Raw genomic sequence first — 23,056 nt, forward strand, 5'->3', positions numbered from 1 at the left:
TAAATAAAATATTGAATAAAAATGAAAGTTGATCAAATTATGAATGCTAAACAACAGATTTTAGAACAAAAAGCAGCACTTGAAAGCGCTGTTGCAAAAGCATTAGAGATAGCCACAAAAGGCTCTGATGCAGCAGAAGTTGCGATTACTAAGTCAACTGGGATTAGTGTGACGAGTCATAACTGCGAAGTTGAAAATGTTGAATTTAACCGTGACGGCGCACTTGGGATCTCGGTTTATCATCAAGGCCGTAAAGGTAGTGCATCAACATCTGATTTAAGTGATGAAGCGATCGCGCGTACCGTCAATGCGGCATTAGATATTGCAAAATACACCTCGCACGATCCTTTTGCAGGTCTTGCACCTGAAGAGTTAATGGTTAAAGAGTTTCCTGATTTAGATCTTTTCCATCCTGATGAGCCAAACCCTGACTATGCGGCGGCGCGTGCGATTGAAGCGGAGCAAGCGGCTTTGTCTTACCACTCTTCGATCAAACAAAGTGATGGCGCAAGCTATGACAGCCATTATGGTGTGCGTGTGTATGGTAACTCTTATGGCGTGATTGCAAGTAACTTATCAAGTCGTCACAGCATGAGCTGTAGCGTGATTGGTGCAGGCAAAGGCGGTGATATGGAGCGTGACTACAGCTACACTATTGCGCGCCATAAAGACGAGCTCTGGACGCCACAAGAAGTTGGCTTGCAGGCAGCAAAACGCACGGTTGATCGCCTCGATCCAAGACAAGTCAAAACTGGTCAATATCCTGTGATGTTCCAAGCGGATGTCGCCACTGGCTTATTTGGTCATTTAATCATGGCGATTAGTGGCGGCAGTTTATATCGCAAGGCCTCTTTCTTGCTTGATCAGCTTGGTGAAACAATTTTCCCAACTTGGCTGAATATCGAAGAAAAACCGCATCTACTTCGCGGACTCGCTTCAAGCAGTTTTGATAACGAAGGCGTATACACCCAAGATCGTGAAATTATCACAGATGGCGTATTAGCAACTTACCTTCTTACAAGCTACTCTGCGAAGAAAATGAACATGACCACAACAGGTCACGCTGGCGGCATTCATAACTGGTTTGTGAAAAGCAATGCCGGCGATTTTGATGCCATGCTCAAAAAACTTGGCACAGGTCTGCTTGTGACTGAATTAATGGGTCAGGGCGTAAATAGCGTAACGGGTGATTATTCTCGCGGCGCGGCTGGTTTTTGGGTCGAAAATGGTGAAATCCAATACCCAGTTTCAGAAGTGACCATTGCGGGCAATTTAAAAGACATGTTCCAACAAATTGTAGCGATTGGCTCTGATGTGGAAACCCGCTCTCAAATCCAAACTGGCTCTGTCTTAATTGAGTCAATGAAAGTGGCTGGTGAGTAGCTTTAAAGCAGAGAATAATAGCTTTTAAAGCAGGACACCCACCTTTATTTTTCGGTGAGCAGTCTATAAAAGCCATAAATAAAAACGGGACACCCATGCTTTGTGGTGTCCCGTTTTTGTATGCTACAACATATTGATATGCAGTAAGAAAGTCGCTAAGCCTAAAAAGACAGATAAACCGACGACATCAGTGACGGTCGTGAGCGCCATCCCACCTGCAAGGGCTGGGTCGATATTTAGCTTCTTCAATATAATTGGGATCACAACGCCAGCAATACCTGCAACCAATAGGTTGGACATCATAGCGACGGCTATAATCGCGCCGACTACAAAACTGCCTTTCCAGACCGCGATGATCCCACCGATAATGGTTGCCCAGAGAATACCGTTAATAAAACCAATTGCGGCTTCTTTGAGTAATAAAGATTTTTGGTTGGAATCACCAATGTGACCAAGGGCTAGACCACGAATAACCAGTGCGACGGTTTGGTTACCAGCCACGCCACCCATAGATGGGACAATGGTCATGAGTACGGCAATTGAGGCGACTTGAGCCAAGGTTTCTTCAAACATATTTGAAACCGATGCGGCAGCAAGCGCGGCAAGGACATTTGCGCCAAGCCAAATGCTACGACGACGCGCAGATTTCATCACAGGGGCAAAGGTATCTTCGTCATCATCCAGACCAGCCATACTTAACATGGAGTGCTCAGCATCTTCACGGATAACGTCGACCACATCATCGATGGTGATACGACCGACCAGATGACCTTCTTCATCCACGACAGGCGCAGACACCCAATTACGACGCTCAAACAGGTTTGCCACATCGCTATCTGGGGTATCGACGGCAATTGCTTCATCTGGCGGATCCATAATGGCTTCAATTTGCACATCAGGTTGGGTTGTCAGCAAAGCTGTGATCGATAAATGACCGGTTAGTTTGTTGTCTGCATCCACGACATAAAGGGCATCGGTTGCTTCTGGCAATTCACCGCGAATACGCAAATAACGCAAGACCACATCCACTTCGACATCGGAGCGAATGGTGATCACGTCGGTATTCATTAAACTACCGGCAGTGTCTTCGGTATAAGATAGGGCGGTTTCAACACGCTCTCTATCATCAGTGCTCATTTGTTCAAGCACTTCACGTGAGACATCGTCAGGTAAACTACGTAAGACATAAGCAACATCATCGGTATCCATACCTTCGGTTGCTTCGGCGAGCATTTCTGGTTCCATTTTCGAAACGATACTATCTTTAATATCTTCCGAAAGTTCGTCTAGAATTTCACCGTAATCTTCGGGATCCGTGAGTTGCCATAAGACATCACGGTTTTTATGCGGGGAAGCCTCAAGTAGGTGCGCAATGTCTTCCGGCTCCATATCTTGAAGCATGCGGCGGACATGCACAAAGCGACCGCTTTCGAGTGCGTCGCTCACCTCGCTCAAGGTTTGATGAGTGAGATCAAATTCCTGTTGTTCCGCCATACTCACCTCTACTATCTAATTACAATTCTTGTATGTGCTAACTATGGCGGCAATATTAGCTTAATTTATAGTAGCTTGTCAGGCTTTTATCTGATTATTCACGAAAAATACACTTGATGAAGTTATTTAACTGCGCGAGTTAAAGAAACTTACTCATCTTCATCAAATTTTTTCTCGACCAGTGTGATCACAGCATCAAGCGCTTCTTGTGCCTGTTCACCGGTGGCGCAAATTTCAAGATGTTGTCCTTGCGCGGATTCAAGTAAAAGTAAGCCCATAATGCTTTCAGCATCGACCTGTTTTTCTTCATTACTGACGAGAATTTTAGCATCAAAGGATTGTGCTAATTCAAAGAGTTTCATTGCCGCGCGGGCATGCAAACCTAGTTTGTTTTGAATTAAGACTTTTTTACATAACATGGATTAGGTCTGCTTCTCTAGTGTTGTATGGCGAACCTGTACAGATTGGCCTTGTGCTTTAAAATATTTAGCCAATTGCTCAGTAATATAGACAGATCTATGCTTACCGCCGGTGCAGCCAATGGCAACGGTGAGGTAGCTACGGTTATTGGTTTGCAAGTTGGGTAGCCAACGCTCAATAAAGCGGGTCAAGTCGGACTCTAACTCGTTCACATCATCTTGTGCGCCAAGGTATTCTTGCACTGGGGCTTCAAGACCTGTGTGTTTGCGTAGATCAGGGATCCAGTGTGGATTTGGCAGAAAACGCACATCAAATACAAAGTCAGCATCTTGCGGCAAGCCAAACTTAAAACCAAAAGACTCAAACACCATGACGAGATCTTTGGTCTGTTTACCTTCCAAGCGAATACGTAAGGTTTCACTCAGATCATGCAAAGATTGATGCGTGGTATCAATAAAGAGATCTGCTTCTTCTTTTAGATCAAGTAAAAGTTGTTTCTCTAAATGAATCGCTTGCTCTAAGGTGCATTGAATATTGCCATTGGCAGAAACATGCATCGACAAAGGGTGCAGGCGTCTTGTTTCGCTATAACGTTTAAGCAAGGTCTTCTCATCTGCATCGAGAAACAAGACTTTGACATTACACTTGGTTTTCAAGGACTGGATAATCGGGGAAATGTCTTGCGTGTTTTGCGGTAAGTTTCGAATATCTATGCTCACCGCAACATTTTGCTTACTGATATCTATGTTTTGAATAAAGGAATCGAGCATATTAACCGGTAGGTTATCTACACAGTAATAGCCCAAATCCTCTAACACACGCAGTGCCACACTCTTTCCAGCGCCTGACTGGCCACTAACGATGATCAGTTTCATTTCAGCTTGCCTTCGGTGGGATCTGCGTTTTTGAGTCCAGTTTTGAACTTTCTTGGGTCGATGCGTCAAGAGGGGTCACATCCGATGATGGACTAACCGCTTGTTCACCAATCATTATTTCATAAAGTTCCAAGTCAGATTCAGCGCGACGAAGCTGCTTTAAGGTTTGTTTATCATTCAAACGCTCAGCCATTTGCGCCAAGGTCTTCAAGTGTGTTTGGCATTGATCTTCAGGCACTAAAAGTGCAAATAGTATATCGACAGGGCGATTATCTATCGCATTAAAATCAATTGCTTCTTCACATTGAAGTAAAATGGCAACAGCATTTTCTGAATCTTGTAAGCGGCCATGCGGTATAGCAATCCCATTGCCTATGCCTGTCGTGCCAACTTTTTCACGGTTTAACATGCACTGGAAAAGCTGATTGGCATCGAGGCCAGTGTGGCTTGCTGCTAATTCACTAATGATTTCCAGTGCGCGTTTTTTGCTTGAACACTGGACTGCTGATTTGGTGCAATCCAGTGATAATACTTGGTTTAACTGCATAATAACTAATGACTACTAAGTTTTTCTTTATGTTTAGTCAATTGGCGCGAAAGTTTGTCAACTAAGGCATCAATGGCTGCGTACATTTGCTCGTCCTCTGCACTCGCGTGGATTTCACCACCGCTGACATGCAAGGTTGCTTCGGCAATTTGTTGGAGTTTTTCTACTTTTAAAATCACATGCGTATTCGTGATATGTTCAAAAAAACGCTCTAATTTTTGGAATTTATTATTCACATATTCTTGCATTGAATCTGTCAGTTCTACGTGTTGCCCAGTAATATTAATTTGCATAGAATGTCCTCTTCTTGCCTATCAAAATTGGTTCAAACTCTGTTGAACAAGCTAGCCCTTCATCTTATTTTGTCTTTTGGTTTTGCCCTAAACATAAGTTTAGTGTAGACACAGATTTTGAGTCTAGCTCACATGAATGAATAATCTTTTTATTTCCCTTCCAAATATTTGTAACTTTTAATTTTTTACTCTTTTGATTTGCTAAATGAGCCGAAGTTTCACTTTGACTTAGTTTCGATGAACTAGTTATAAGCGCTTACGTTGGCTTGATGAAGCAATTCCAAGAGACTCTCTGTACTTGGCGATAGTGCGACGTGCAACTTTAATTCCACGTGCTTTAAGCTCAGATTCTATCTTGCTGTCACTTAAAGGCTTCTCCGGATTCTCTGCGGCAATCAAATCCTTGATTTGCTCACGGATAGCAGTCGAAGAGCACTCACCACCTGCATCGGTTGCCACATGACTTGAGAAGAAATATTTCAACTCAAATATCCCGCGACAAGTGTGCATATATTTTTGGGTGGTCACCCTAGAAACAGTCGATTCGTGCAAGTCTACATCATTTGCGATGTCATTTAAAATCATTGGTTTCATCGCACTAGGACCATGTTCAAAAAAGTCCTGCTGATGTTCGACAATGCAACGTGCCACTTTTAATAACGTATCATTACGGCTCTCGATACTTTTGATTAACCACTTGGCTTCTTGTAAGTGATCTTTGATGTATTGATTGTCTTGTGAACTCTTAGGCTTCATTGCAGCATAAGTTTGATTGATCTTCAACTTAGGAATGCTTTCATGATTAAGTACAACTTGCCACTTGCCTCGCATTTTTACAACTTGTACGTCAGGTGTAATGTATTGCGCCTCGGAAATTGTACTAATTTGGCTGCCCGGTCTTGGATCTAGCTCTTGGATTAATTGCATGCATTGCTTGAGTTCATCTTTGTTTAGCTTAGCAACTTTACATAGCACTTTGTAATCGCGTTTGGCTATTAAATCGATATGCTTAGTCAAAACCTCTTGTGCTTTTTCAAGCCATGGCGTGTCTTTTGGGTAGTGCGCCAGTTGCAGTAATAGGCACTCTTGCAAATTTCGCGCAGCCACGCCGAGCGGATCAAACTGTTGAATACGCTTTAATACCGCGACAATTTCATCTAGTTCAACATTGGTTTCTTCGATGGAATCTTGGATATCTTCCAATGGAATAGTTAAAAAGCCTTGCTCATTTAAGCCGTCGATAATCGCTAGCGCAATATGGCGATCGGTTTCACTAAAAGGCGTTAATTCAAGTTGCCATAGGAGGTAATCTTGCAGGTTTTGAGTCGTTTCACCTTGATAAATTGGCATTTCTTCATCAAAGCTTAGCCCAGTTGAACCGGTATTTGCGCTGTAAACATCTTCCCAGTTGGCATCAATGTCAAGATCATCGCTTAAATTCGCATTCTCTAAATGTGATGCACTGTCTTCTAAGTTGGAAGGCTCATCAAGAGTGTCTAAGGCTTCAGATTTTGCTTTTTCTAAGCTTGAATCAGTTGGTAGACTCGCTTCAGTGTTTGCCTCAGCGACGGTGTCGAGCGTTTCTTGGCTGGCTTCTTGAACTTCAAGGAGTGGGTTTTCTTCCAAAGCCTGATTAATTTCTTCTTGAAGCTCAAGGCTAGATAGTTGCAAAAGTCGGATCGCCTGCTGCAATTGAGGCGTCATTGAAAGTTGCTGAGAAAAATTAAGCTGCAATGAAGATTTCATAATATCCCTAAAAATAAAGGATAGATCCAATTTAGACCTATCCTTCTACAAAGCATTAAAGCGTGAACTGTTCGCCTAAATAAACACGTTTTACATGTTCATTATTGAGAACTTCTTCTGGTGTTCCATTTGCAATTAAGTGGCCTGCACTCACAATATATGCGTGCTCACAGACACTTAGTGTTTCACGTACGTTATGGTCGGTAATCAGTACCCCAAGACCACGATCTCTTAAATGTTCAATGATTTTTTTAATATCGATGACAGAGATAGGATCGACCCCAGCAAAAGGTTCATCAAGTAAGATAAACTTAGGGTTGGCTGCCAGTGCACGCGCAATCTCAACACGGCGGCGTTCACCACCGGAGAGTGACATACCTGTATTTTGACGGATATGCCCAATATTAAATTCATCGAGTAGCTCTTCCAGTCTATCTTGGCGCTGCTCGCGTGACAGTTCATCACGGGTTTGCAGCACAGCTAAGATATTATCTTCGACTGAAAGCTTACGGAAAATTGAGGCTTCTTGCGGCAGATAGCCAATTCCCATGCGCGATCTTTGGTGCATAGGTAAGATACTTATATCCGTGTCATCGATAGAAATCGTGCCTTCATCACGCGAGACTAGACCCACTATCATATAAAAAGATGTGGTTTTACCTGCGCCATTTGGGCCGAGTAAGCCGACGATTTGACCTGATTTTACTTCCAGCCCAACATCACTTACAACCTTACGGTTCCCATATGTTTTAGCTAAATTTTGTGCTTTTAAAATCGCCACCGGTTACTTCTCTTTCTTTGTTGGGATCAAGACAGTTGATACTCGCTCACCCTTGCTGCTGTTTGCTTTAAGGTGTTGGCTACCAATGGTATAAACAATTTCGCTGCCTTTGATAATATTCTTATCTTGTTGCAGTTCGGCATTGGTGGTGACGGTAATAGTATCTTCTTTGATTTTATAATCAAGGGTGTTGCCTTTGCCCTTTAAAAGCTTGCCATCATCGTCAGTTTGTTGGAAGCGGGCAGGTGTGCCATAGCCCATCACACGGACCATTTCACCTGTTTTGGCATCACGATAAACCACTACGCGATCGGCATCTAGCTTGATTGAGCCTTGGGTTAGCTTCACGTTTCCTGCAAAGGTCACTTGGTTTTTTTGCATATCTAAAGTCTGCGTATCAGAATCAATATACACAGGCTGCTCTGTATCACTTTTGAGTGCCCAAGCTGAGGTTGGCGCAACCAATAAGCAAAAAATTAAACTAAGGAGTCGTTTGTTCATAGTAACCTTGTACCTTGTTAGATAAAGTTGCAATATTTTGTTCGAAATTGCCTTTTATGCTTTGGCCGGTGTTGGTAAATAATGGGCCTTTCATTTTCACTTCGACATTCGAATAAAAGTCTTTCGTATTTAGATTAATTGTCATTTCTTGTGTGGCTAAGGTGTCAAAACTAGCATCTGGAAGTTGATTGTCGAGCAACACATCTCCAGTGAGGATTAAGTTTTTGTCTTTATCAATGACGCCTTTTTTCGCCGTTACTTTCCATTCGATGATGTTGCTGTCTACTTTTGCATAGATATTCATCATCGGATTTTCAAAATAAGTTTTGCCTGTTTTATCGTCGATCGTGCCTTGGTTTTCTTCAGAGAAGTATTCCATGCTATCAGAGTATAAAGTGTACTCGCGTTGGCCTTGATCATTATATGAGGTATTGACCAAATTATGGCTCTTAAAGTTTGGTCCTTCCACACTTAAGGGAGCAACAATTTCAGCAATGTCATCATCTTTGACAAGTTGATAAGTCGAAAGTGCGATCACAATGACAAGCAGTGTGTAAATAAAGCTTTTTAACTTCATATACTCAAACCTTGATAAGCTTCTAGTTCACCGCGCGCTTGTAAGATCAAATCACACACTTCACGCACTGCGCCATAGCCGCCCTTTATTTGGGTGACATAATTGGCACGTTGACGCAGAAGAGGGTGGCCATCAGCAACACAAACTTTTAAGCCTACTTTCGCCATTACTGGCCAGTCAATCAGATCATCACCGATATAGCCCACTTGCGCCGGATCGATATTGAGTTTGCTCAAAATATCTTGATAAGCAATCAGCTTGTTATCTTGACCTTGATAAATGAGCTGAATCCCAAGACCTGTCATGCGGTTTTCAACGATTTGAGATTTACGCCCTGTGATAATCGCAATTTCAATCCCAGCTTGCATTAAGGTTTTAATACCGTAACCATCACGTGTATGAAATGTTTTAAGCTCTTCACCTTGATTGCCCATGTAAACTAAGCCATCGGAGAAAACACCGTCAACATCGCAAATTAATAGTTTGATATCTTTTGCTATAGCATAAATTGGCTGCGCCACTTGGCCGTAAGGGGTTTGTACAAATTGAGAATCTTGAGTCATGAATAAGTCCCTTACATTACGCCTGCTTTAAGTAAATCATGCATATTGAGTGCGCCAACCAGCTTGTTGTTTTCATCGCAAAGCAATAAGCCGTTAATGCTTTTCTCTTGCATGAGATTTAAGCCTTCTACCGCAAGCATATTTGGCTGTGCCACGCTCGGATTTTTCGTCATCACAGTGCCAATACGATTTTCATGAATATCAATGCGCTTGTCTAGAATACGACGTAAATCCCCATCGGTGAAGATGCCTAGAAGCGTATCTTGTGCATCCACAACGGCTGTCATGCCAAGGCCTTTTTGTGAGATTTCCATCAAGGCATCACGAATCAGCGCGGTTTCTTTGACTTTCGGCAAAGCGGTATGCGTATGCATAATATCAGAAAGTTTAAGCAAAAGTTTACGCCCCAGAGCACCGCCTGGGTGAGATAGCGCAAAATCATCAGCTGTAAAGCCACGAGCTTGGAGTAAAGAAACCGCCAATGCATCCCCCATCACTAAGGTTGCAGTGGTTGAGGTTGTTGGCGCAAGACCAAGTGGGCAAGCTTCTTCGGGGACTGAAATTTGCAGGTGAATATCCGCAAGTTTTGCCATATTTGACTCAGGCTTACCTGTCATGCTGATAATTTCAATATTTAGGCGCTTTAATACAGGGAAAAGCGATAGGATTTCATCCGACTCACCTGAATTAGATATAGCAATTACGACATCGCCTGGTGCGATCATGCCAAGATCTCCATGGCTTGCTTCGCCAGGATGCACAAAAAATGCAGAGGTACCTGTGCTCGCTAAGGTGGCGGCGATTTTTCTACCTATATGCCCAGACTTCCCCATCCCCATGACAACAACTTTGCCTTGGCTGGTTAAAAGCAGCTCACAAGCTTTTTCAAAGTCTTGATTAAAGAACTGCTCTAATTGAGTTAAGCCTTGTATTTCAATATTTAACACTTGTTTTGCAGCGTTAATATAATCAAATGGTGCTGACATATATGTATATCCTAAAATTATTTAAATCTCTGTTGCCTTTATACCATGAGACAGGCGAGAGATCATTAAATGCGCCTTGTCTTGTGTAAGCAAATCAAACTAGCTTGCCATATGGAAGAGCAAGTAAACGATATAAGCGACAAAACCTAAGAATAGCAATAAACCTTCGAAACGATTAATCCTGTGGTTGCGTCCAAGCGACATGATAAGTAGCATGGCAGAGAAGAAGCACATCACCCAATAATCTCTAATCATCACATCTAAGCTAATCGCTGATGGGTTGATCACAGCTGGGATCCCCATAACAGCTAAGATGTTAAAGATGTTCGAGCCGATGACGTTGCCGACAGCTAAATCATCTTCACCTTTTAGAGCACTGGCAAGTGATGCCGCAAGTTCAGGTAAGCTGGTACCGACAGCGATAATAGTTAAACCTATCACAAGGTCACTCATGCCGAAGTATTTCGCAATAATGACAGCATTATTAACAAGTAAAGTAGAGGCGATAGGAAGTAAGATTAACCCAAGCGCGGCCCAGAAAATGGCTTTACCATTGCTCAAGCCTTCAGGTAACTCTGATTCATGTTGCGCAGTCAGAGGATCATCTTTTAAGCTTTTTTGCTCTTTTTTGCTAATCATTAACATCATTACAATGAAACTGACAAAAGCAAACATTAAGATCAAGCCTTCGGTAAAGCTTAAATAGTTATTCATTAATAATACGCCAGCTAGCGCAGTCACACCAAACATCATAGGGATTTCGCGGCGCAACACGTTTGAGCTGACGGATAAAGGCTTAAGTAAAGCAGTGATACCTAAAATTAATGCAATATTTGCAATGTTTGAGCCGATTACGTTACCGACGGCAGTATCTGTTTTGCCAGCAAGCGCTGCGGTTGCAGAGACGACCATCTCAGGTGCTGATGAACCCATGGCAATAATTGTCATGCCGATCACAAGCGGAGAAATGCCAAAGTTACGCGCAAGTCCAGCGGCGCCATATACAAGTTTATCAGCGCTCCAGACGAGCAAAGCTAAGCCAACAATAAGTAGCGCAATAGGAGTAAGAAGCATATATTACCTATAAAGATTGGTGATTTAGTAGAAGAGAATTTTCCCCTACTAAAGACTAAATAAAAAATTATTTAAGCGGTTAATTTTGACTTGTTCAAAGTAAAATTGGAAGTAATTTGCCACTTATTATGCATCTTTTCACATTTGTTTCACGACTTTCTTACAAATTTGGTGGAAATGCGCAAGTTTTAAGATCACTTTATTGGGTTGAATGTTTTGAACTATCAACTAATTGCGCTTATCATGCAAACATTCAGATGAAATGATTTCAAGGATATGTATGGAAACATCATCAGTATCAATCAAAAACCTCTCTTTTAATCGACAAGAAAGAGTGATTTTTGATGACATTAGTATAGAAATCCCAAAAGGGAAAATTACTGCCATCATGGGACCGTCTGGTACAGGTAAAACAACCTTGCTGCGCCTGATTGCAGGTCAGATTTATCCAGAAAACGGCAGTATCAACTTTGAAGGCAATGATATCACGTCAGCGTCACGTTCAGAGTTATATCAGTTGCGTAAACGCATGAGTATGTTGTTTCAATCTGGTGCTTTGTTTTCAGATATGAATGTATTTGATAATGTTGCTTTTCCATTGCGCGAACATACCAATTTAAGCGAAGACTTTATTCGCACTTTAGTCATGTTAAAATTGGAAGCGGTTGGACTTCGTGGCGCACATCAGTTAATGCCAAGTGAACTTTCCGGCGGTATGGCAAGACGTGCAGCACTTGCGCGAGCGATTGCACTCGATCCTTGCTTAATTATGTATGATGAGCCGTTTGCAGGGCAAGATCCACTTACGATGGGCGTTTTGGTAACATTGATACGCCGCTTAAATCAAGCACTTGGCACTACTTCGATTATTGTCACTCACGATGTGCCAGAGGTGATGGGAATTGCCGATCATGTCTTCATCTTGGCTGAAGGTAAAGTCATTGCACAAGGTAGCCCTGATGAGCTACGCGCCAATAAAGACCCATTAGTGGTTCAGTTTTTAACTGGTTTGGCGGATGGGCCTGTGCCGTTTCGTTTTCCTTCTGCGCCAATAGAAAAGGATTTATTTGCTCATGGCTAATTTAGTTGTTGATTTTATCGCACGTACTGGCCAGCGTGTGCTTGCAAATTGCGAAACTTGGGGGCGCGCAACTTTTATGTTGTGGGGCGCGTTAGTCGGTCGTCCGCAAGGTCGCAAAATGATGCCGCTTTTACTGCGACAATTTTATACCGTTGGCGTCCAGTCAATGGCGATTATTATGGTCTCAGGGCTGTTTATCGGCATGGTTTTAAGTTTGCAAGGGTATATTGTTTTAGTCGATTACGGCGCAGAAAGCAGCCTTGGACAAATGGTTGCACTCACGCTTTTACGTGAACTTGGGCCTGTGGTCACTGCGTTATTATTTGCAGGCCGCGCCGGCTCAGCTTTAACCGCTGAAATCGGTTTGATGAAAGCCACTGAGCAGCTTTCAAGCCTAGAAGTAATGGCTGTCGATCCTTTACGCCGAATTATTGCACCGCGTTTTTGGGCTGGTGTGGTTTGTATGCCAATTTTGTCGCTCATTTTCATTGCGATTGGTATTTTTGGTGGCCAACTTGTTGGGGTTGAGTGGAAAGGTATCGACTCAGGGAGCTTTTGGGCGGCGATGCAATCGAGCGTTACGCTAGGATACGATATAGGCAACAGCGTGATTAAATCAATCGTGTTTGCTGTCACTATTATTTGGATTGCTTTATTTAACGGATATGACTCAACACCTACTTCAGCAGGAATAAGTGAAGCGACAACGCGTACCGTTGTGCATTCGTCTTTAGCTGTATTAGGATTGGATTTTGTACTTACTGCTTTGATGTTTGGGAATTAATCATGCAACAGACTAGACGAATGGAACTTATGGTCGGTAGCTTTGTGCTACTTGGCGTTTTAGCTATTTTATTTATTTTATTTCAAGTAGCGCATGTGAGCAGCTTAACGGCACGTGAAACCTACAGCCTAAGTGCAACTTTTGACAATATTGGGACACTAAAAGCTAGATCACCTGTCAAAGTAGGCGGTGTAGTGATTGGTCGTGTGAGCTCGATTGAGCTTGATCCTGAGCGCTTTACTCCAGTTGTGAAAATGGATATTGATACCAAATTTAATCAATTTCCGGATAACTCTAGCGCAGAAATTTTAACAGCAGGTTTAATTGGTGAGCAGTACATTAGTATCGTCCCAGGCTTTACCTTAGATGATACCGAGATGCTTGCTGATGGTGATAAAATTGAAGATACGAAATCTGCAATCGTACTTGAAAATCTAATCGGTCAATTCTTGTTTAGTGTATCAAGTAATGATCAAGGCGGCTCAAGTGATGCTGCAGCAGATGAAGCTGTTCAATAAATTCAATGATATAAAGGATTATCTAAATGCATAAATTACTTAAATTGCGCCAATACATAACAATGCTTGCAATGGCACTGATGATGCTTTCTGTTTCAGCACAAGCTGCGACAGTGGATGCAAAAGACCCATATAAAATGATGAACACTGTGGCTGAAAAAGCATTTAGCCGCTTTAAAGCTGAGCAAGCTAAGGTTGATGCTGATCCAAACTACTTGAAACAAATGTTTGAAGAAGAGTTGATGCCTTATGTGGACTATCAATATGCGGCGCTGAAAATTTTAGGTCCAAGCCTGCGCGGCGCAGATAAGAAAGAAGTTCAAGAGTTCATCACAACTTTTCGTGAGTACTTAGTGACTTCAGCGGCACAAGCACTTACTGAGTATTCAGGTCAAACTATCCGTATCAATGACGGCAAACCGGTTGCCGATGATGCGCGTATTGAAACTGTTCGCGTGGACGTTCTGCAAGATGGTAAACCACCAGTTGCTGTGGATTTTAAGCTGATTAAAAATAAAAAAACAGGCGACTGGAAAGTTTATGATATCATCGGCGAAGGCATTAGCTTGCTATCAAGTAAGCAATCAGAATGGCAAACCAAGATCCGCCAACAAGGTATTGCAAGCGTAAGCACAGAGATGGCTAAACTTGCAAAAGCGCCAATTAAGAAAGAGGTGAAGTAATGTTACGAGCGGATTGGGAATTTTCTCAAGGTAAAGCTTCGATAACAGGACCACTTTCGCGTGGAACCGTCATGGCGCTTTGGGATGAGTGGAAACAAAAATCGACTCATCCTGAAAAATGCTTAATAGATCTTTCTAAGATTGAAAGAATCGACTCGGCTGGTGTGGTGATGTTAATGCACCTGATTGAGTTTGAAAAAAAACACAATTGCCATGTTGAAGTCTCAGGGGTACCAAGACAGTTGGTCACCTTGCTTGAGCTAAGTAATGTCGCAAACATATATCGAGAACATGTCGCTGATGACATTAGCAAGTTTTTAAAAAAGAGGTAAAAGTGGATAGCACACAAGTACAACAGCTTCTACAAGATGCATTAAACTTACAAGAGATCCACGTGAAAGGCGAAGGCAGTCATTATGAAGTCATCGCCGTGGATGCTCAATTTGATGGTATGAGCCGAGTGAAGAAGCAGCAGTTTATCTACGCGCCATTAATGGAATATATTCAGCGTAATGATATCCATGCCGTTTCAATTAAAGCCTTTACTCCTGATGAGTGGGCCCGTAATAAAAAACTGATGTCTTTATAAGATATCTTTTAGACAATTCCTTGTAGGTTAATTCTTGTAGGTCAATAATGGAAAAGTTCCGAGTAACAGGCTCAAGCCGTCCGCTTTCTGGCGAAGTTAATATTTCTGGCGCAAAAAATGCAGCGCTACCTATTCTTTTTAGCGCGATTTTAGCCGACGGTGAAGTCACGCTATCAAATGTACCTCATCTAAGAGATATCAATACCAGTGCCGCACTTCTTGAGTGTTTAGGCGCCAAAGTATCGCGTAATGACAAGGATGATCTTGTTGTCGATGCGGCCCCAATTGATAACTACTGCGCACCTTATGAATTAGTAAAAACCATGCGTGCATCCATTTGGGCGTTAGGTCCATTAGTCGCACGTTTTGGTGAAGGACAAGTCTCATTACCTGGTGGTTGTGCGATTGGTGCACGTCCTGTCGACCTACATATTAAAGGTCTGGAAGAGCTTGGCGCACAAATCACGCTTGAAGATGGCTACGTCAAAGCAAAAGTTGATGGTCGTTTAACTGGCGCGCATATTGTGATGGATAAAGTCTCTGTTGGCGCAACCATTACGATTATGTCTGCAGCAACCCTTGCGACAGGTAAAACTGTGCTTGAAAACGCAGCGCGTGAGCCTGAAATCGAAGATACCGCGGCATTTTTAAATGCACTTGGCGCAAAAATCACTGGCGCAGGCACTGGCACTATCACGATTGAAGGTGTTGAGAGCTTAGGCTCTGGCGCACATACTGTGGTTGCTGATCGCATTGAAACAGGTACCTTCCTTGTTGCTGCTGCGGTTTCTGGCGGTAAAGTGGTTTGCCGTAACACGAAAGCCTCTCTTCTTGAAGCAGCTTTGGCTAAACTTGAAGAAGCGGGCGCTTTAATTGAAACCGGTGATGACTGGATTAGCCTAGATATGACTGGTCGTGAGCTAAAAGCTGTAACGATTCGCACGGCGCCACACCCAGGTTTCCCAACCGATATGCAAGCCCAATTTACGCTATTAAATATGATGGCAAAAGGTGGCGGCGTTATCACTGAAACTATCTTTGAAAACCGCTTCATGCATGTGCCTGAGTTAATGCGTATGGGCGCAAAAGCTGAAATCGAAGGTAATACGGTTATTTGTGGTGACAGTGAGAGCTTAACTGGCGCGCAAGTGATGGCAACAGACTTACGAGCTTCAGCGAGCCTTGTGATTGCAGGTTGTATTGCGAAAGGCGAGACTATCGTTGATCGTATCTATCACATTGATCGCGGTTATGAGCATATCGAAGATAAGCTGAATGCACTTGGTGCAAATATTGAACGAATCTAAAAAGTAAGTTAGATTACCAAGATTCAAAGAGCTCATCGCTCACTGCCAAGCCGAAGTCAGTTGATTTCGGCTTCTTTGTGTTTGATTAGCATTTTCTTTTTATTAGAGAGTTTCTCTTCTTATTGGAGATGATTATGATCGCCTTATTGCGTATTTTTTGCGGTTTAATCTTTGCGATTGGCATGTTTATTTTTGGTTGTGGCTATTGCCTCTTAAAACCAAGAGATCCACAAAATTTATTCCACGTGGCGCGTTTATTTTGCAAAATGGCGCCTATTTTTGGCTATAAGCTAGAGCTTAGAATTCCAGAAAATGCTTATAAACGTGGCGCACATATTTATATCGGTAACCATCAAAGTAACTGGGACTTATTTACTATTTCTAGCGCAGTGACCCCAGGCGTGGTAACTGTAGGTAAAAAGAGTCTGGCATGGGTGCCGCTTTTTGGCGCGCTTTACTGGCTAAGTGGCAATATCTTAATTGATCGAGACAACAAGTCGAAAGCTAAAGGCACCATCGGCCAAGTGGCTGAAAAAATTAAAGAGCGCCAAGTCTCTGTATGGATGTTCCCAGAAGGTACGCGTTCGCGTGGTCGCGGTTTACTGCCTTTTAAAACCGGTGCATTTCATGCAGCGCTAGCAGCAGAGGTGCCAATTATTCCAATCGTATGTAGCTCAACAGATGGGATCAAACTTAACCGTTGGAATAATGGTCATGTGATTGTTGAGATGCTAGATCCGGTTTCCATTGAAGGTTATGAAAAGTCCCAAGTGCGTGAACTGTCACAAACGTGCCACTCTCTCATGAGTAAAAAACTTGATGAATTAAATCAAGAAGTTGAAAGTTTAAATCAAGAAACTGTTACCAATAAAAAATAACCTTATTGCAACAGATTTAAAGTGTCGCGATAGATTTAAATTAAACACATCAAAATCATAAACTTATAAATCCCTCTTGTTATTAGACTTAGCAAGGGGGATTTTTTGTTTGTAACAAAATATTTGCATTTTACTTGCCTAGGCAGTATTATTCTTCTCAATCTTATTGCCTAGGCAAGTATATACCTTGTGATGGATAAGGCTTATGTGAAAACGAGCTTTATCTGTATGGCTATTTTGAATTTATAGGTTGAATGATTAATGCAAGATAAAGCCATTCCACTTGGGCGCTTAATTCACTTAGTGAATCAACAAAAAGATCGTTTATTAACCCAAGTTTTTGAAGATATAGATATTACGGCTGCGCAATTTAAAGTTTTAGCAGTACTCGGATTTGAGCCTTGTACGCCGAATAACAGCTATGGTGGCGCACTTTCACCGGCAAGTATCTGCCAGCATTTATCTTTAGATGCAGGGGCGATGACGCGAATGCTGAAACGCTTACTGGATAAAAATTTGATCAAAAAGGTACCCAATCCTGATGACAAACGCAGCGTTTTGATTGAGCTGACCCCAGTTGGTTTTGAGCTTTACCTTGACTGCAAAAAGAAGATAGATCTTGAGTTTAATGTTCGCTTTACCGACAAATTATCCGAACAAGAAGTGGAAATGCTAGCGCAACTTTTGATTCGCTTATTGCCTGATGATTTACCTTGTTTGGGCATTGAGCATCTACCTAAAGTTTAATTCTTTAACCTATTTTTAGTTTCACTAGACCCAATTTATAAGTAATACCGAAGCGAAACCTCGCTTTTTATGGAGAGATCATGAGTAACACGATTGAAGAGTCAAACCAAACCCCAACGAAAGCACCAAAAAGCAAACGCAAATTTTCGTTTTTCATTTTATTTTTGCTTGTGGCAGCGATAGGTGGTGGTGTTTATGTTTACCATGAAAAGTATGGGCAGTTCTATGAAGAGACTGATGATGCTTACGTCAATGGTAATCTTGTTGAAATTTCACCACAAGTTTCTGGCCGTGTAACTGAAGTTGCAGTGGATGATGGTGACTATGTTGAAAAAGGCCAAGTGATTGTAAAACTTGACCCAAGCGATGCACAAATTGCGCTGCAAGAAGCCGAGGCAAACCTTGCGAACGCTATCCGTGATGTACGTGGTTTATATAGCAATGTTGATAATTATCGTGCGCAAGTCGATGCGAAAAACGTGCTTTATACTCAAGCACTTGCAAACTATGAGCGTCGTAAAAACTTAGTTGCACGTGGCGCCATTTCAAAAGAAGATTTGATCCACTATCGTGATGCCGTGAAATCGACAAAAAGCGAGTTAATCTCTGCGCAAAAAGCATTGCAAACTCAATTGGCAGCCGTTGATGATGATGTGTTAGAAGCGAATCCGCAAATCAAATCAGCAGTGGCAAAACTTCGTCAAAGCTACTTAAACCTAAAACGTACCGAAGTGCGTGCGCCTGTAAGTGGTCATGTTGCGAAACGTATCGTGCAACTTGGTTCACAAATGCAAACTGGTGCAACCTTAATGTCTATCGTGCCTCTGGATGAAGTTTGGGTGGATGCAAACTTTAAAGAAAACCAAATGCATAAGATGCGCATTGGTCAAAAAGTTGAGCTCATTGCTGATCTTTATGGCGATGATGTGATATACGAAGGCGAAATCGAAAGCCTAGGCATTGGTACGGGGAGTGCTTTTTCTGTATTGCCTGCGCAAAATGCATCAGGTAACTGGATTAAAATTGTGCAACGTGTGCCAGTTAAAATCCGTCTTCTAGATAAAGAAGTATTAGAGCAGCATCCATTACGCATTGGTTTATCTATGCTTGCAACGGTTGACTTGCACCAAGCTGAAGGTCACCTACTGGCGAAAGAAACGCCAGCGCAAAGCCGTTATGTGACAGATGTATACCAAGATGCGCTTGCTGATGCGGATGATTTAGTTGCTCAAATCATGAGCCAAAATCTTGGTAAAACAAATACTAGCTCAGCAGACGCAAACTAATAAGGCGAACTTATGGAGCATAAACAATACACGCCGCCAAGTCTTGCGCTTGCTTGTATTGGTCTAGCACTTGCGACTTTTATGCAGGTGCTAGATAGTACGATTGCAAACGTTGCCTTGCCAACAATTGCTGGTAACTTAGGTGTAAGTTCAGAGCAAAGTACTTGGGTTATTACCTCATTTGCGGTCAGTAACGCGATTGCCTTGCCGCTAACAGGTTGGTTTGCAAGACGTTTAGGTGAGCTAAAACTCTTTTTACTCTCGGTAACGCTATTTACCCTCACGTCTTTCTTGTGTGGTATCGCGCGTAACATGCCTGAGCTAATCGTTTTCCGCGCACTACAAGGTTTCTTTGCTGGGCCACTTTTTCCAATGTGTCAAACTTTGTTGCTTGCGATTTTCCCAGCAATGAAGCGGGGCATGGCGCTAGCTATTTTATCTATGGTGACAGTGGTTGCGCCGATTGTTGGCCCGATTACTGGCGGCTGGCTAACGGATAACTACTCTTGGCCTTGGATCTTCTTTATTAATATTCCAGTTGGGATCTTCTGCTGCTTAACAGTGTGGAAGCAATTAAAAGATAGACCTGAAACCATAGTGAAATCACCGATTGATTATATCGGCATTGCTTTGTTGGTGCTGGGCGTCGGTTTGCTACAAGTTGTGCTTGACTTAGGTAACGATAAAGACTGGTTTGCGAATACGCAGATCCTAACCATGGCCTGTATATCAGCGGTTGCCTTGATTTCTTTTGTGATTTGGGAGCTAACTGAAAAGCACCCAATCGTGAATTTATATCTGTTTAAATCGCGTAACTTTACGATCGGCACCATTGCGCTTGTCTTTAGTTATTCAGCTTTCTTTGCGGTGAATATTATTTTGCCACAATGGTTGCAGATTTATATGGGCTATACAGCAATTTGGGCAGGTCTTGCATCGGCGCCAATGGGCTTTTTGCCTTTATTACTCACGCCGATTGTTGGACGTTTTGCGCATAAAGCGGATATGCGTATCTTGGTGACGATTTCATTTATGGTGATCGGTGCGTCCTGCTTTATGCGTGCGCGTTTTAACACTGATGTGGATTTCTATACCATCGCCGAAGTGCAAATGTTTATGGGGATTGGTATTTCCTTTATGTTTATGCCATTGACTACCATCATTTTGTCGCAACTGCGTCCACAAGATGTAGCAGAAGGCTCAGGCCTTGCAACTTTCTTACGTGTTCTTGGCAGTAGCTTTGCATCATCATTAACCACTTGGATCTGGACGCGTCGCGCGACTTATCATCATGCAACCTTAACTGAGCATGTGAGTTATTATGAGCCAGCCGCGAGAACCTATTTAGATCAAGTCGGTGGAGCTAATGAAACAACTTTGAGCGCAATGGAAGCTGTGGTGAATCAACAAGCTTATATGCTGTCTACGATTGACTACTTCTTCATGCTAGGTTGGCTATTCTTGATGCTAATCTTGATTGTGTGGTTTGCAAAGGCGCCATTTATTGGCGGTGGCAAGCCGGATTCTGCGGCGAGCGCTGCGCATTAATAGATGTGTTAGTTGTTTTTAACTCCAACAATAGTTCGGATTGACAACTATCCACAATACAGTTCCTCCCCTTAGTAAGGGGAGGCTAGGTGGGGTTTGTAGAGGTTAAATCCACAGCAAGCGCTAAACCTTAGTCGCCATACCCGCAATATGATGCCAGTAACCATTGCAATATTTACGCTTGGGCACTGGCATTTTTTATTTTGATCGATATAAACCAGTAAAGAGCTTGATAGTTCTGAGGTAACTGTTAGTCGATAGCTCAGATTTGCAAATATCCACAATACAGCTCCTCCCCTTGAAAAGGGTGAGATAGTTCTGAGGTAACTGTTAGTCGATAGTTCGGGTTTGCAGCTACCCACAATACAATTCCTCCCCTTAGTAAGGGGAGGCTAGGTGGGGTTTGTAGAGGTTAAATCCACAGCAAGCGCTAAACCTTAGTCGCCATACCCGCAATATGATGCCAGTAACCATTGCAATACTTATGCTTAGTCTCTGGCATTGCTTTATTTGGATCTTTAAATGCTTCAAGAGTTTGCAGCGTATCTACACCGAGCGGTGAAAGACGCACCACATCGACTAAACCTTGCATCGATTCAATATCTTGACGCAAGTTATAGCAATCCCCAGACTGAGTCTGGATCCCATTTAGATTAAACACTTCTTGGCCTTCTTGGCTTTTCACCTGAATGCCCGTTGGATACTTAATACAACAGGTCTCACAGTCATCTTTCGCTTTGTTTTCCGCGCGAGCCGTAAAACAGCGCGCCGAATAAGCCAAAGGTAAATAGCCGTAACTAAAGACTTCGGTTTCAAACTTATCTCGGATCCCAAGCTCTTCACATTGATTTAATGTATTCGCAAGCCAATCGCGTGACAGTTCAACCGGCATGCACCAACGCATCATGCCTTGGCTAGCAAATAGTTTTAACGTGTGGGCGTTATAAGCATTGATGGCAGGGCCTACTACAAACGGCAGTTTGTTTTGTTGCGCTAGCCAAATCGCTGAAACATCATTGGCTTCAATCGCAAAATCACCATTTTCAATATACTTTTTCATGATGTTGACTTCACTTGGCGCTTCTAACAAAGCCATAGTTGAAATCACGACTTGTTTGCCTGATTGCGAAACCTCTTTGGCTAAATCTAGCCAATGGTTTGGTTTCATTTCACGGCGCTTTGAGCACACCGACTCACCCAAATAAATAATATCCGCTTCACTTTGCATCGCCGCTTGGTAAAAGCTTTCCACTTCATGTTTTGGCCAAAAGTACAGCAGCGGCCCAAGAGAGTATTTCATGTTGTTTTCCATTTAATTCTTGTACTCAAAACCCTTCAATCGATGAAGTATGAGTTATTGCCATTTACGGTGATAAGCACCCAAAGTTGTTTGCGTCCCTTCTGAAACATTTGCGAGTGCGGCGTTCCAAGCATGTTCAACTTGATAGCCATCAGGATTCGCAAGGTAAGCATCAATCGCTGCGCGCCAAGTGCGCGTCACTTGCTCCACATATGCAGGACTGCGCTGGCGGCCTTCGATTTTTACAGAAGAAACATTGGCAGCAAATAGCTCTGGCAGCATTGAAAGGGTATTCAGACTTGTTGGCTCTTCAAGCGCATGAAAGCTTTTTTGATGCGCATCTAAGTCAGTTGTAAAGCGGCCTTTACATAATGTTGGGTAGCCGGCATTTTCACCTTCTTGGTAGCGGTCGATTAAGACTTCACTTAAGCGCGACTCCAAACCTTTATCTGTTTCTTGCCAGCGCACATATTTAGCCGGTGAACAAGCGCCCACAGTGTTTGGTGATTCACCTGTAAGATAAGATGATAAATAACAACGACCTTCAGACATAATGCACAAGCTACCAAAGGCAAATACTTCGAGCTCAACATTGCTTGGGATATTACGTGAAAGCTGTTTCACTTGGTGGATAGACAATACGCGCGGCAAAACCACTCGCTTCACATTAAAGTTATTCAAGTAATATTCTATTGCCGCCACATTGGTTGCAGAGGCTTGCACAGATAAGTGTAGTTCAAGATCTGGGTAGTGAGTGCTGGCATATTCAAGTAGCGCAATATCGGCCACAATCAAGGCATCTACGCCAAGTGCGGCCGCATTATCGACGGCTTTAGTCCAGCGGTTAAAGCCATCTGGGTGAGCAAAAGTATTTAACGCAATGTGCAACTTCTTGTCGCGATCCGAGACATATTGCTTCGCTTTTTCTAGCTTTTTACCAGCAAAGTTGAGACCGGCAAAATGACGCGCATTGGTATCATCTTTAAATCCAATGTAAACCGCATCGGCGCCACAATCTATGGCTGTTTTTAAGGCTGGGAGGTTGCCAGCTGGGCAAAGTAATTCCATGTATTCACTCAAGTATTAAAAATTAAA

Annotated in this window: 25 protein-coding genes and 1 pseudogene; 12 read left to right on the plus strand and 14 right to left on the minus strand. The window is 42.7% G+C overall.

What is annotated here, in order from left to right:
* Positions 1–39 precede the first annotated feature (39 nt).
* Entirely contained in the window at positions 40–1,383 is a 1,344-nt protein-coding gene (gene pmbA / locus AC2VOY_RS09080; protein WP_491833064.1) for a metalloprotease PmbA, read from the plus strand.
* Positions 1,384–1,506: 123 nt separating this feature from the next.
* On the opposite strand, the gene mgtE is transcribed toward pmbA, so the two are convergent.
* The 12 genes and pseudogenes from mgtE to AC2VOY_RS09140 form a co-directional block, all read right to left on the minus strand.
* Positions 1,507–2,877: a magnesium transporter gene (gene mgtE, locus AC2VOY_RS09085; RefSeq protein WP_491831003.1), complete on the minus strand. Its 1,371-nt coding sequence runs from the start codon at positions 2,875–2,877 to the stop codon at positions 1,507–1,509.
* Positions 2,878–3,026: 149 nt separating this feature from the next.
* A complete protein-coding gene (locus tag AC2VOY_RS09090) occupies positions 3,027–3,296 on the minus strand; it encodes an HPr family phosphocarrier protein (RefSeq protein ID WP_491831004.1) in 270 nt (89 codons plus the stop codon).
* 3 nt (positions 3,297–3,299) lie between these two features.
* Entirely contained in the window at positions 3,300–4,172 is an 873-nt protein-coding gene (gene rapZ, locus AC2VOY_RS09095; RefSeq protein WP_491831006.1) for an RNase adapter RapZ, read from the minus strand.
* 103 nt (positions 4,173–4,275) lie between these two features.
* Positions 4,276–4,719: pseudogene (ptsN, locus tag AC2VOY_RS09100) on the minus strand (PTS IIA-like nitrogen regulatory protein PtsN); the annotation flags it as partial.
* Between the two features lie 5 nt (positions 4,720–4,724).
* A complete protein-coding gene (hpf, locus tag AC2VOY_RS09105; RefSeq protein ID WP_491831007.1) occupies positions 4,725–5,012 on the minus strand; it encodes a ribosome hibernation promoting factor in 288 nt (95 codons plus the stop codon).
* 246 nt (positions 5,013–5,258) lie between these two features.
* Positions 5,259–6,758, minus strand: a complete 1,500-nt coding sequence (locus AC2VOY_RS09110) for an RNA polymerase factor sigma-54 (protein ID WP_491831008.1) — start codon at positions 6,756–6,758, stop codon at positions 5,259–5,261.
* A gap of 55 nt (positions 6,759–6,813) precedes the next feature.
* Complete coding sequence (lptB, locus tag AC2VOY_RS09115; protein ID WP_491831009.1) at positions 6,814–7,539, minus strand: LPS export ABC transporter ATP-binding protein; 726 nt, start codon at positions 7,537–7,539, stop codon at positions 6,814–6,816.
* A gap of 3 nt (positions 7,540–7,542) precedes the next feature.
* Entirely contained in the window at positions 7,543–8,040 is a 498-nt protein-coding gene (gene lptA, locus AC2VOY_RS09120; protein WP_491831010.1) for a lipopolysaccharide transport periplasmic protein LptA, read from the minus strand.
* Complete coding sequence (gene lptC / locus AC2VOY_RS09125; RefSeq protein ID WP_491831011.1) at positions 8,021–8,617, minus strand: LPS export ABC transporter periplasmic protein LptC; 597 nt, start codon at positions 8,615–8,617, stop codon at positions 8,021–8,023. The genes lptA and lptC overlap by 20 nt, the downstream gene beginning before the upstream one ends.
* The gene (gene kdsC, locus AC2VOY_RS09130; RefSeq protein WP_491831013.1) at positions 8,614–9,180 is read right to left on the minus strand and encodes a 3-deoxy-manno-octulosonate-8-phosphatase KdsC; all 567 of its coding nucleotides are present in this window, start codon (positions 9,178–9,180) and stop codon (positions 8,614–8,616) included. The genes lptC and kdsC overlap by 4 nt, the downstream gene beginning before the upstream one ends.
* Before the next feature lie 11 nt (positions 9,181–9,191).
* A complete protein-coding gene (gene kdsD / locus AC2VOY_RS09135; RefSeq protein WP_491831014.1) occupies positions 9,192–10,166 on the minus strand; it encodes an arabinose-5-phosphate isomerase KdsD in 975 nt (324 codons plus the stop codon).
* 99 nt (positions 10,167–10,265) lie between these two features.
* Entirely contained in the window at positions 10,266–11,240 is a 975-nt protein-coding gene (locus AC2VOY_RS09140) for a calcium/sodium antiporter (RefSeq protein WP_491831016.1), read from the minus strand.
* A 280-nt stretch (positions 11,241–11,520) separates the two neighbouring features.
* Between AC2VOY_RS09140 and AC2VOY_RS09145 the strand changes: the two genes are divergently transcribed.
* The 11 genes from AC2VOY_RS09145 to AC2VOY_RS09195 all read left to right on the plus strand — a co-directional run bounded on the left by AC2VOY_RS09145 (position 11,521) and on the right by AC2VOY_RS09195 (position 20,661).
* Positions 11,521–12,321 carry an ATP-binding cassette domain-containing protein gene (locus AC2VOY_RS09145; RefSeq protein ID WP_491831017.1) on the plus strand — a complete coding sequence of 267 codons (801 nt, stop codon included), beginning with the start codon at positions 11,521–11,523 and terminating at the stop codon, positions 12,319–12,321.
* Complete coding sequence (mlaE, locus tag AC2VOY_RS09150; protein ID WP_491831018.1) at positions 12,314–13,105, plus strand: lipid asymmetry maintenance ABC transporter permease subunit MlaE; 792 nt, start codon at positions 12,314–12,316, stop codon at positions 13,103–13,105. The genes AC2VOY_RS09145 and mlaE overlap by 8 nt, the downstream gene beginning before the upstream one ends.
* Positions 13,106–13,107: 2 nt before the next feature.
* Complete coding sequence (gene mlaD / locus AC2VOY_RS09155) at positions 13,108–13,623, plus strand: outer membrane lipid asymmetry maintenance protein MlaD (protein ID WP_491831020.1); 516 nt, start codon at positions 13,108–13,110, stop codon at positions 13,621–13,623.
* Positions 13,624–13,649: 26 nt separating this feature from the next.
* Positions 13,650–14,306, plus strand: coding sequence for an ABC transporter substrate-binding protein (locus tag AC2VOY_RS09160; protein WP_491831021.1), 657 nt, complete (start codon positions 13,650–13,652; stop codon positions 14,304–14,306).
* The gene (locus AC2VOY_RS09165) at positions 14,306–14,638 is read left to right on the plus strand and encodes an STAS domain-containing protein (RefSeq protein WP_491831022.1); all 333 of its coding nucleotides are present in this window, start codon (positions 14,306–14,308) and stop codon (positions 14,636–14,638) included. The genes AC2VOY_RS09160 and AC2VOY_RS09165 overlap by 1 nt, the downstream gene beginning before the upstream one ends.
* A 2-nt stretch (positions 14,639–14,640) precedes the next feature.
* Complete coding sequence (gene ibaG, locus AC2VOY_RS09170; protein ID WP_491831023.1) at positions 14,641–14,895, plus strand: BolA family iron metabolism protein IbaG; 255 nt, start codon at positions 14,641–14,643, stop codon at positions 14,893–14,895.
* A 47-nt stretch (positions 14,896–14,942) separates the two neighbouring features.
* A complete protein-coding gene (gene murA, locus AC2VOY_RS09175; RefSeq protein ID WP_491831024.1) occupies positions 14,943–16,202 on the plus strand; it encodes a UDP-N-acetylglucosamine 1-carboxyvinyltransferase in 1,260 nt (419 codons plus the stop codon).
* A gap of 134 nt (positions 16,203–16,336) precedes the next feature.
* On the plus strand, positions 16,337–17,080 hold the full coding sequence (locus tag AC2VOY_RS09180) for a 1-acylglycerol-3-phosphate O-acyltransferase (protein WP_491831025.1): 744 nt from the start codon (positions 16,337–16,339) through the stop codon (positions 17,078–17,080).
* A 261-nt stretch (positions 17,081–17,341) separates the two neighbouring features.
* Positions 17,342–17,827, plus strand: coding sequence for a MarR family transcriptional regulator (locus AC2VOY_RS09185; RefSeq protein ID WP_491831026.1), 486 nt, complete (start codon positions 17,342–17,344; stop codon positions 17,825–17,827).
* Positions 17,828–17,907: 80 nt separating this feature from the next.
* Positions 17,908–19,113 carry an HlyD family secretion protein gene (locus AC2VOY_RS09190; protein WP_491831027.1) on the plus strand — a complete coding sequence of 402 codons (1,206 nt, stop codon included), beginning with the start codon at positions 17,908–17,910 and terminating at the stop codon, positions 19,111–19,113.
* Between the two features lie 12 nt (positions 19,114–19,125).
* Complete coding sequence (locus tag AC2VOY_RS09195; protein WP_491831028.1) at positions 19,126–20,661, plus strand: DHA2 family efflux MFS transporter permease subunit; 1,536 nt, start codon at positions 19,126–19,128, stop codon at positions 20,659–20,661.
* Between the two features lie 430 nt (positions 20,662–21,091).
* Here AC2VOY_RS09195 and AC2VOY_RS09200 read toward each other — a convergent pair whose 3' ends face one another.
* Together AC2VOY_RS09200 and ubiU are read right to left on the minus strand one after the other, a co-directional pair.
* Positions 21,092–21,961 carry a U32 family peptidase gene (locus AC2VOY_RS09200; protein ID WP_491831029.1) on the minus strand — a complete coding sequence of 290 codons (870 nt, stop codon included), beginning with the start codon at positions 21,959–21,961 and terminating at the stop codon, positions 21,092–21,094.
* Between the two features lie 54 nt (positions 21,962–22,015).
* Complete coding sequence (gene ubiU, locus AC2VOY_RS09205) at positions 22,016–23,029, minus strand: ubiquinone anaerobic biosynthesis protein UbiU (RefSeq protein ID WP_491831030.1); 1,014 nt, start codon at positions 23,027–23,029, stop codon at positions 22,016–22,018.
* Positions 23,030–23,056: the final 27 nt, after the last annotated feature.

This window comes from Vibrio sp. KMM 9700, assembly GCF_058545285.1.

Excerpts from the sequence above, each read along its gene's own strand:
- mlaE (WP_491831018.1), top strand. The coding sequence starts at position 12,314 with ATGGCTAATTTAGTTGTTGATTTTATCGCACGTACTGGCCAGCGTGTG.
- AC2VOY_RS09110 (WP_491831008.1), bottom strand. The coding sequence starts at position 6,758 with ATGAAATCTTCATTGCAGCTTAATTTTTCTCAGCAACTTTCAATGACG.
- murA (WP_491831024.1), top strand. The coding sequence starts at position 14,943 with ATGGAAAAGTTCCGAGTAACAGGCTCAAGCCGTCCGCTTTCTGGCGAA.
- pmbA (WP_491833064.1), top strand. The coding sequence starts at position 40 with ATGAATGCTAAACAACAGATTTTAGAACAAAAAGCAGCACTTGAAAGC.
- AC2VOY_RS09160 (WP_491831021.1), top strand. The coding sequence starts at position 13,650 with ATGCATAAATTACTTAAATTGCGCCAATACATAACAATGCTTGCAATG.
- lptA (WP_491831010.1), bottom strand. The coding sequence starts at position 8,040 with ATGAACAAACGACTCCTTAGTTTAATTTTTTGCTTATTGGTTGCGCCA.
- lptC (WP_491831011.1), bottom strand. The coding sequence starts at position 8,617 with ATGAAGTTAAAAAGCTTTATTTACACACTGCTTGTCATTGTGATCGCA.
- mlaD (WP_491831020.1), top strand. The coding sequence starts at position 13,108 with ATGCAACAGACTAGACGAATGGAACTTATGGTCGGTAGCTTTGTGCTA.
- ubiU (WP_491831030.1), bottom strand. The coding sequence starts at position 23,029 with ATGGAATTACTTTGCCCAGCTGGCAACCTCCCAGCCTTAAAAACAGCC.
- AC2VOY_RS09165 (WP_491831022.1), top strand. The coding sequence starts at position 14,306 with ATGTTACGAGCGGATTGGGAATTTTCTCAAGGTAAAGCTTCGATAACA.
- AC2VOY_RS09190 (WP_491831027.1), top strand. The coding sequence starts at position 17,908 with ATGAGTAACACGATTGAAGAGTCAAACCAAACCCCAACGAAAGCACCA.
- rapZ (WP_491831006.1), bottom strand. The coding sequence starts at position 4,172 with ATGAAACTGATCATCGTTAGTGGCCAGTCAGGCGCTGGAAAGAGTGTG.
- hpf (WP_491831007.1), bottom strand. The coding sequence starts at position 5,012 with ATGCAAATTAATATTACTGGGCAACACGTAGAACTGACAGATTCAATG.
- AC2VOY_RS09195 (WP_491831028.1), top strand. The coding sequence starts at position 19,126 with ATGGAGCATAAACAATACACGCCGCCAAGTCTTGCGCTTGCTTGTATT.
- AC2VOY_RS09140 (WP_491831016.1), bottom strand. The coding sequence starts at position 11,240 with ATGCTTCTTACTCCTATTGCGCTACTTATTGTTGGCTTAGCTTTGCTC.
- AC2VOY_RS09180 (WP_491831025.1), top strand. The coding sequence starts at position 16,337 with ATGATCGCCTTATTGCGTATTTTTTGCGGTTTAATCTTTGCGATTGGC.
- mgtE (WP_491831003.1), bottom strand. The coding sequence starts at position 2,877 with ATGGCGGAACAACAGGAATTTGATCTCACTCATCAAACCTTGAGCGAG.
- kdsD (WP_491831014.1), bottom strand. The coding sequence starts at position 10,166 with ATGTCAGCACCATTTGATTATATTAACGCTGCAAAACAAGTGTTAAAT.
- AC2VOY_RS09200 (WP_491831029.1), bottom strand. The coding sequence starts at position 21,961 with ATGAAATACTCTCTTGGGCCGCTGCTGTACTTTTGGCCAAAACATGAA.
- AC2VOY_RS09145 (WP_491831017.1), top strand. The coding sequence starts at position 11,521 with ATGGAAACATCATCAGTATCAATCAAAAACCTCTCTTTTAATCGACAA.
- AC2VOY_RS09090 (WP_491831004.1), bottom strand. The coding sequence starts at position 3,296 with ATGTTATGTAAAAAAGTCTTAATTCAAAACAAACTAGGTTTGCATGCC.
- AC2VOY_RS09185 (WP_491831026.1), top strand. The coding sequence starts at position 17,342 with ATGCAAGATAAAGCCATTCCACTTGGGCGCTTAATTCACTTAGTGAAT.
- kdsC (WP_491831013.1), bottom strand. The coding sequence starts at position 9,180 with ATGACTCAAGATTCTCAATTTGTACAAACCCCTTACGGCCAAGTGGCG.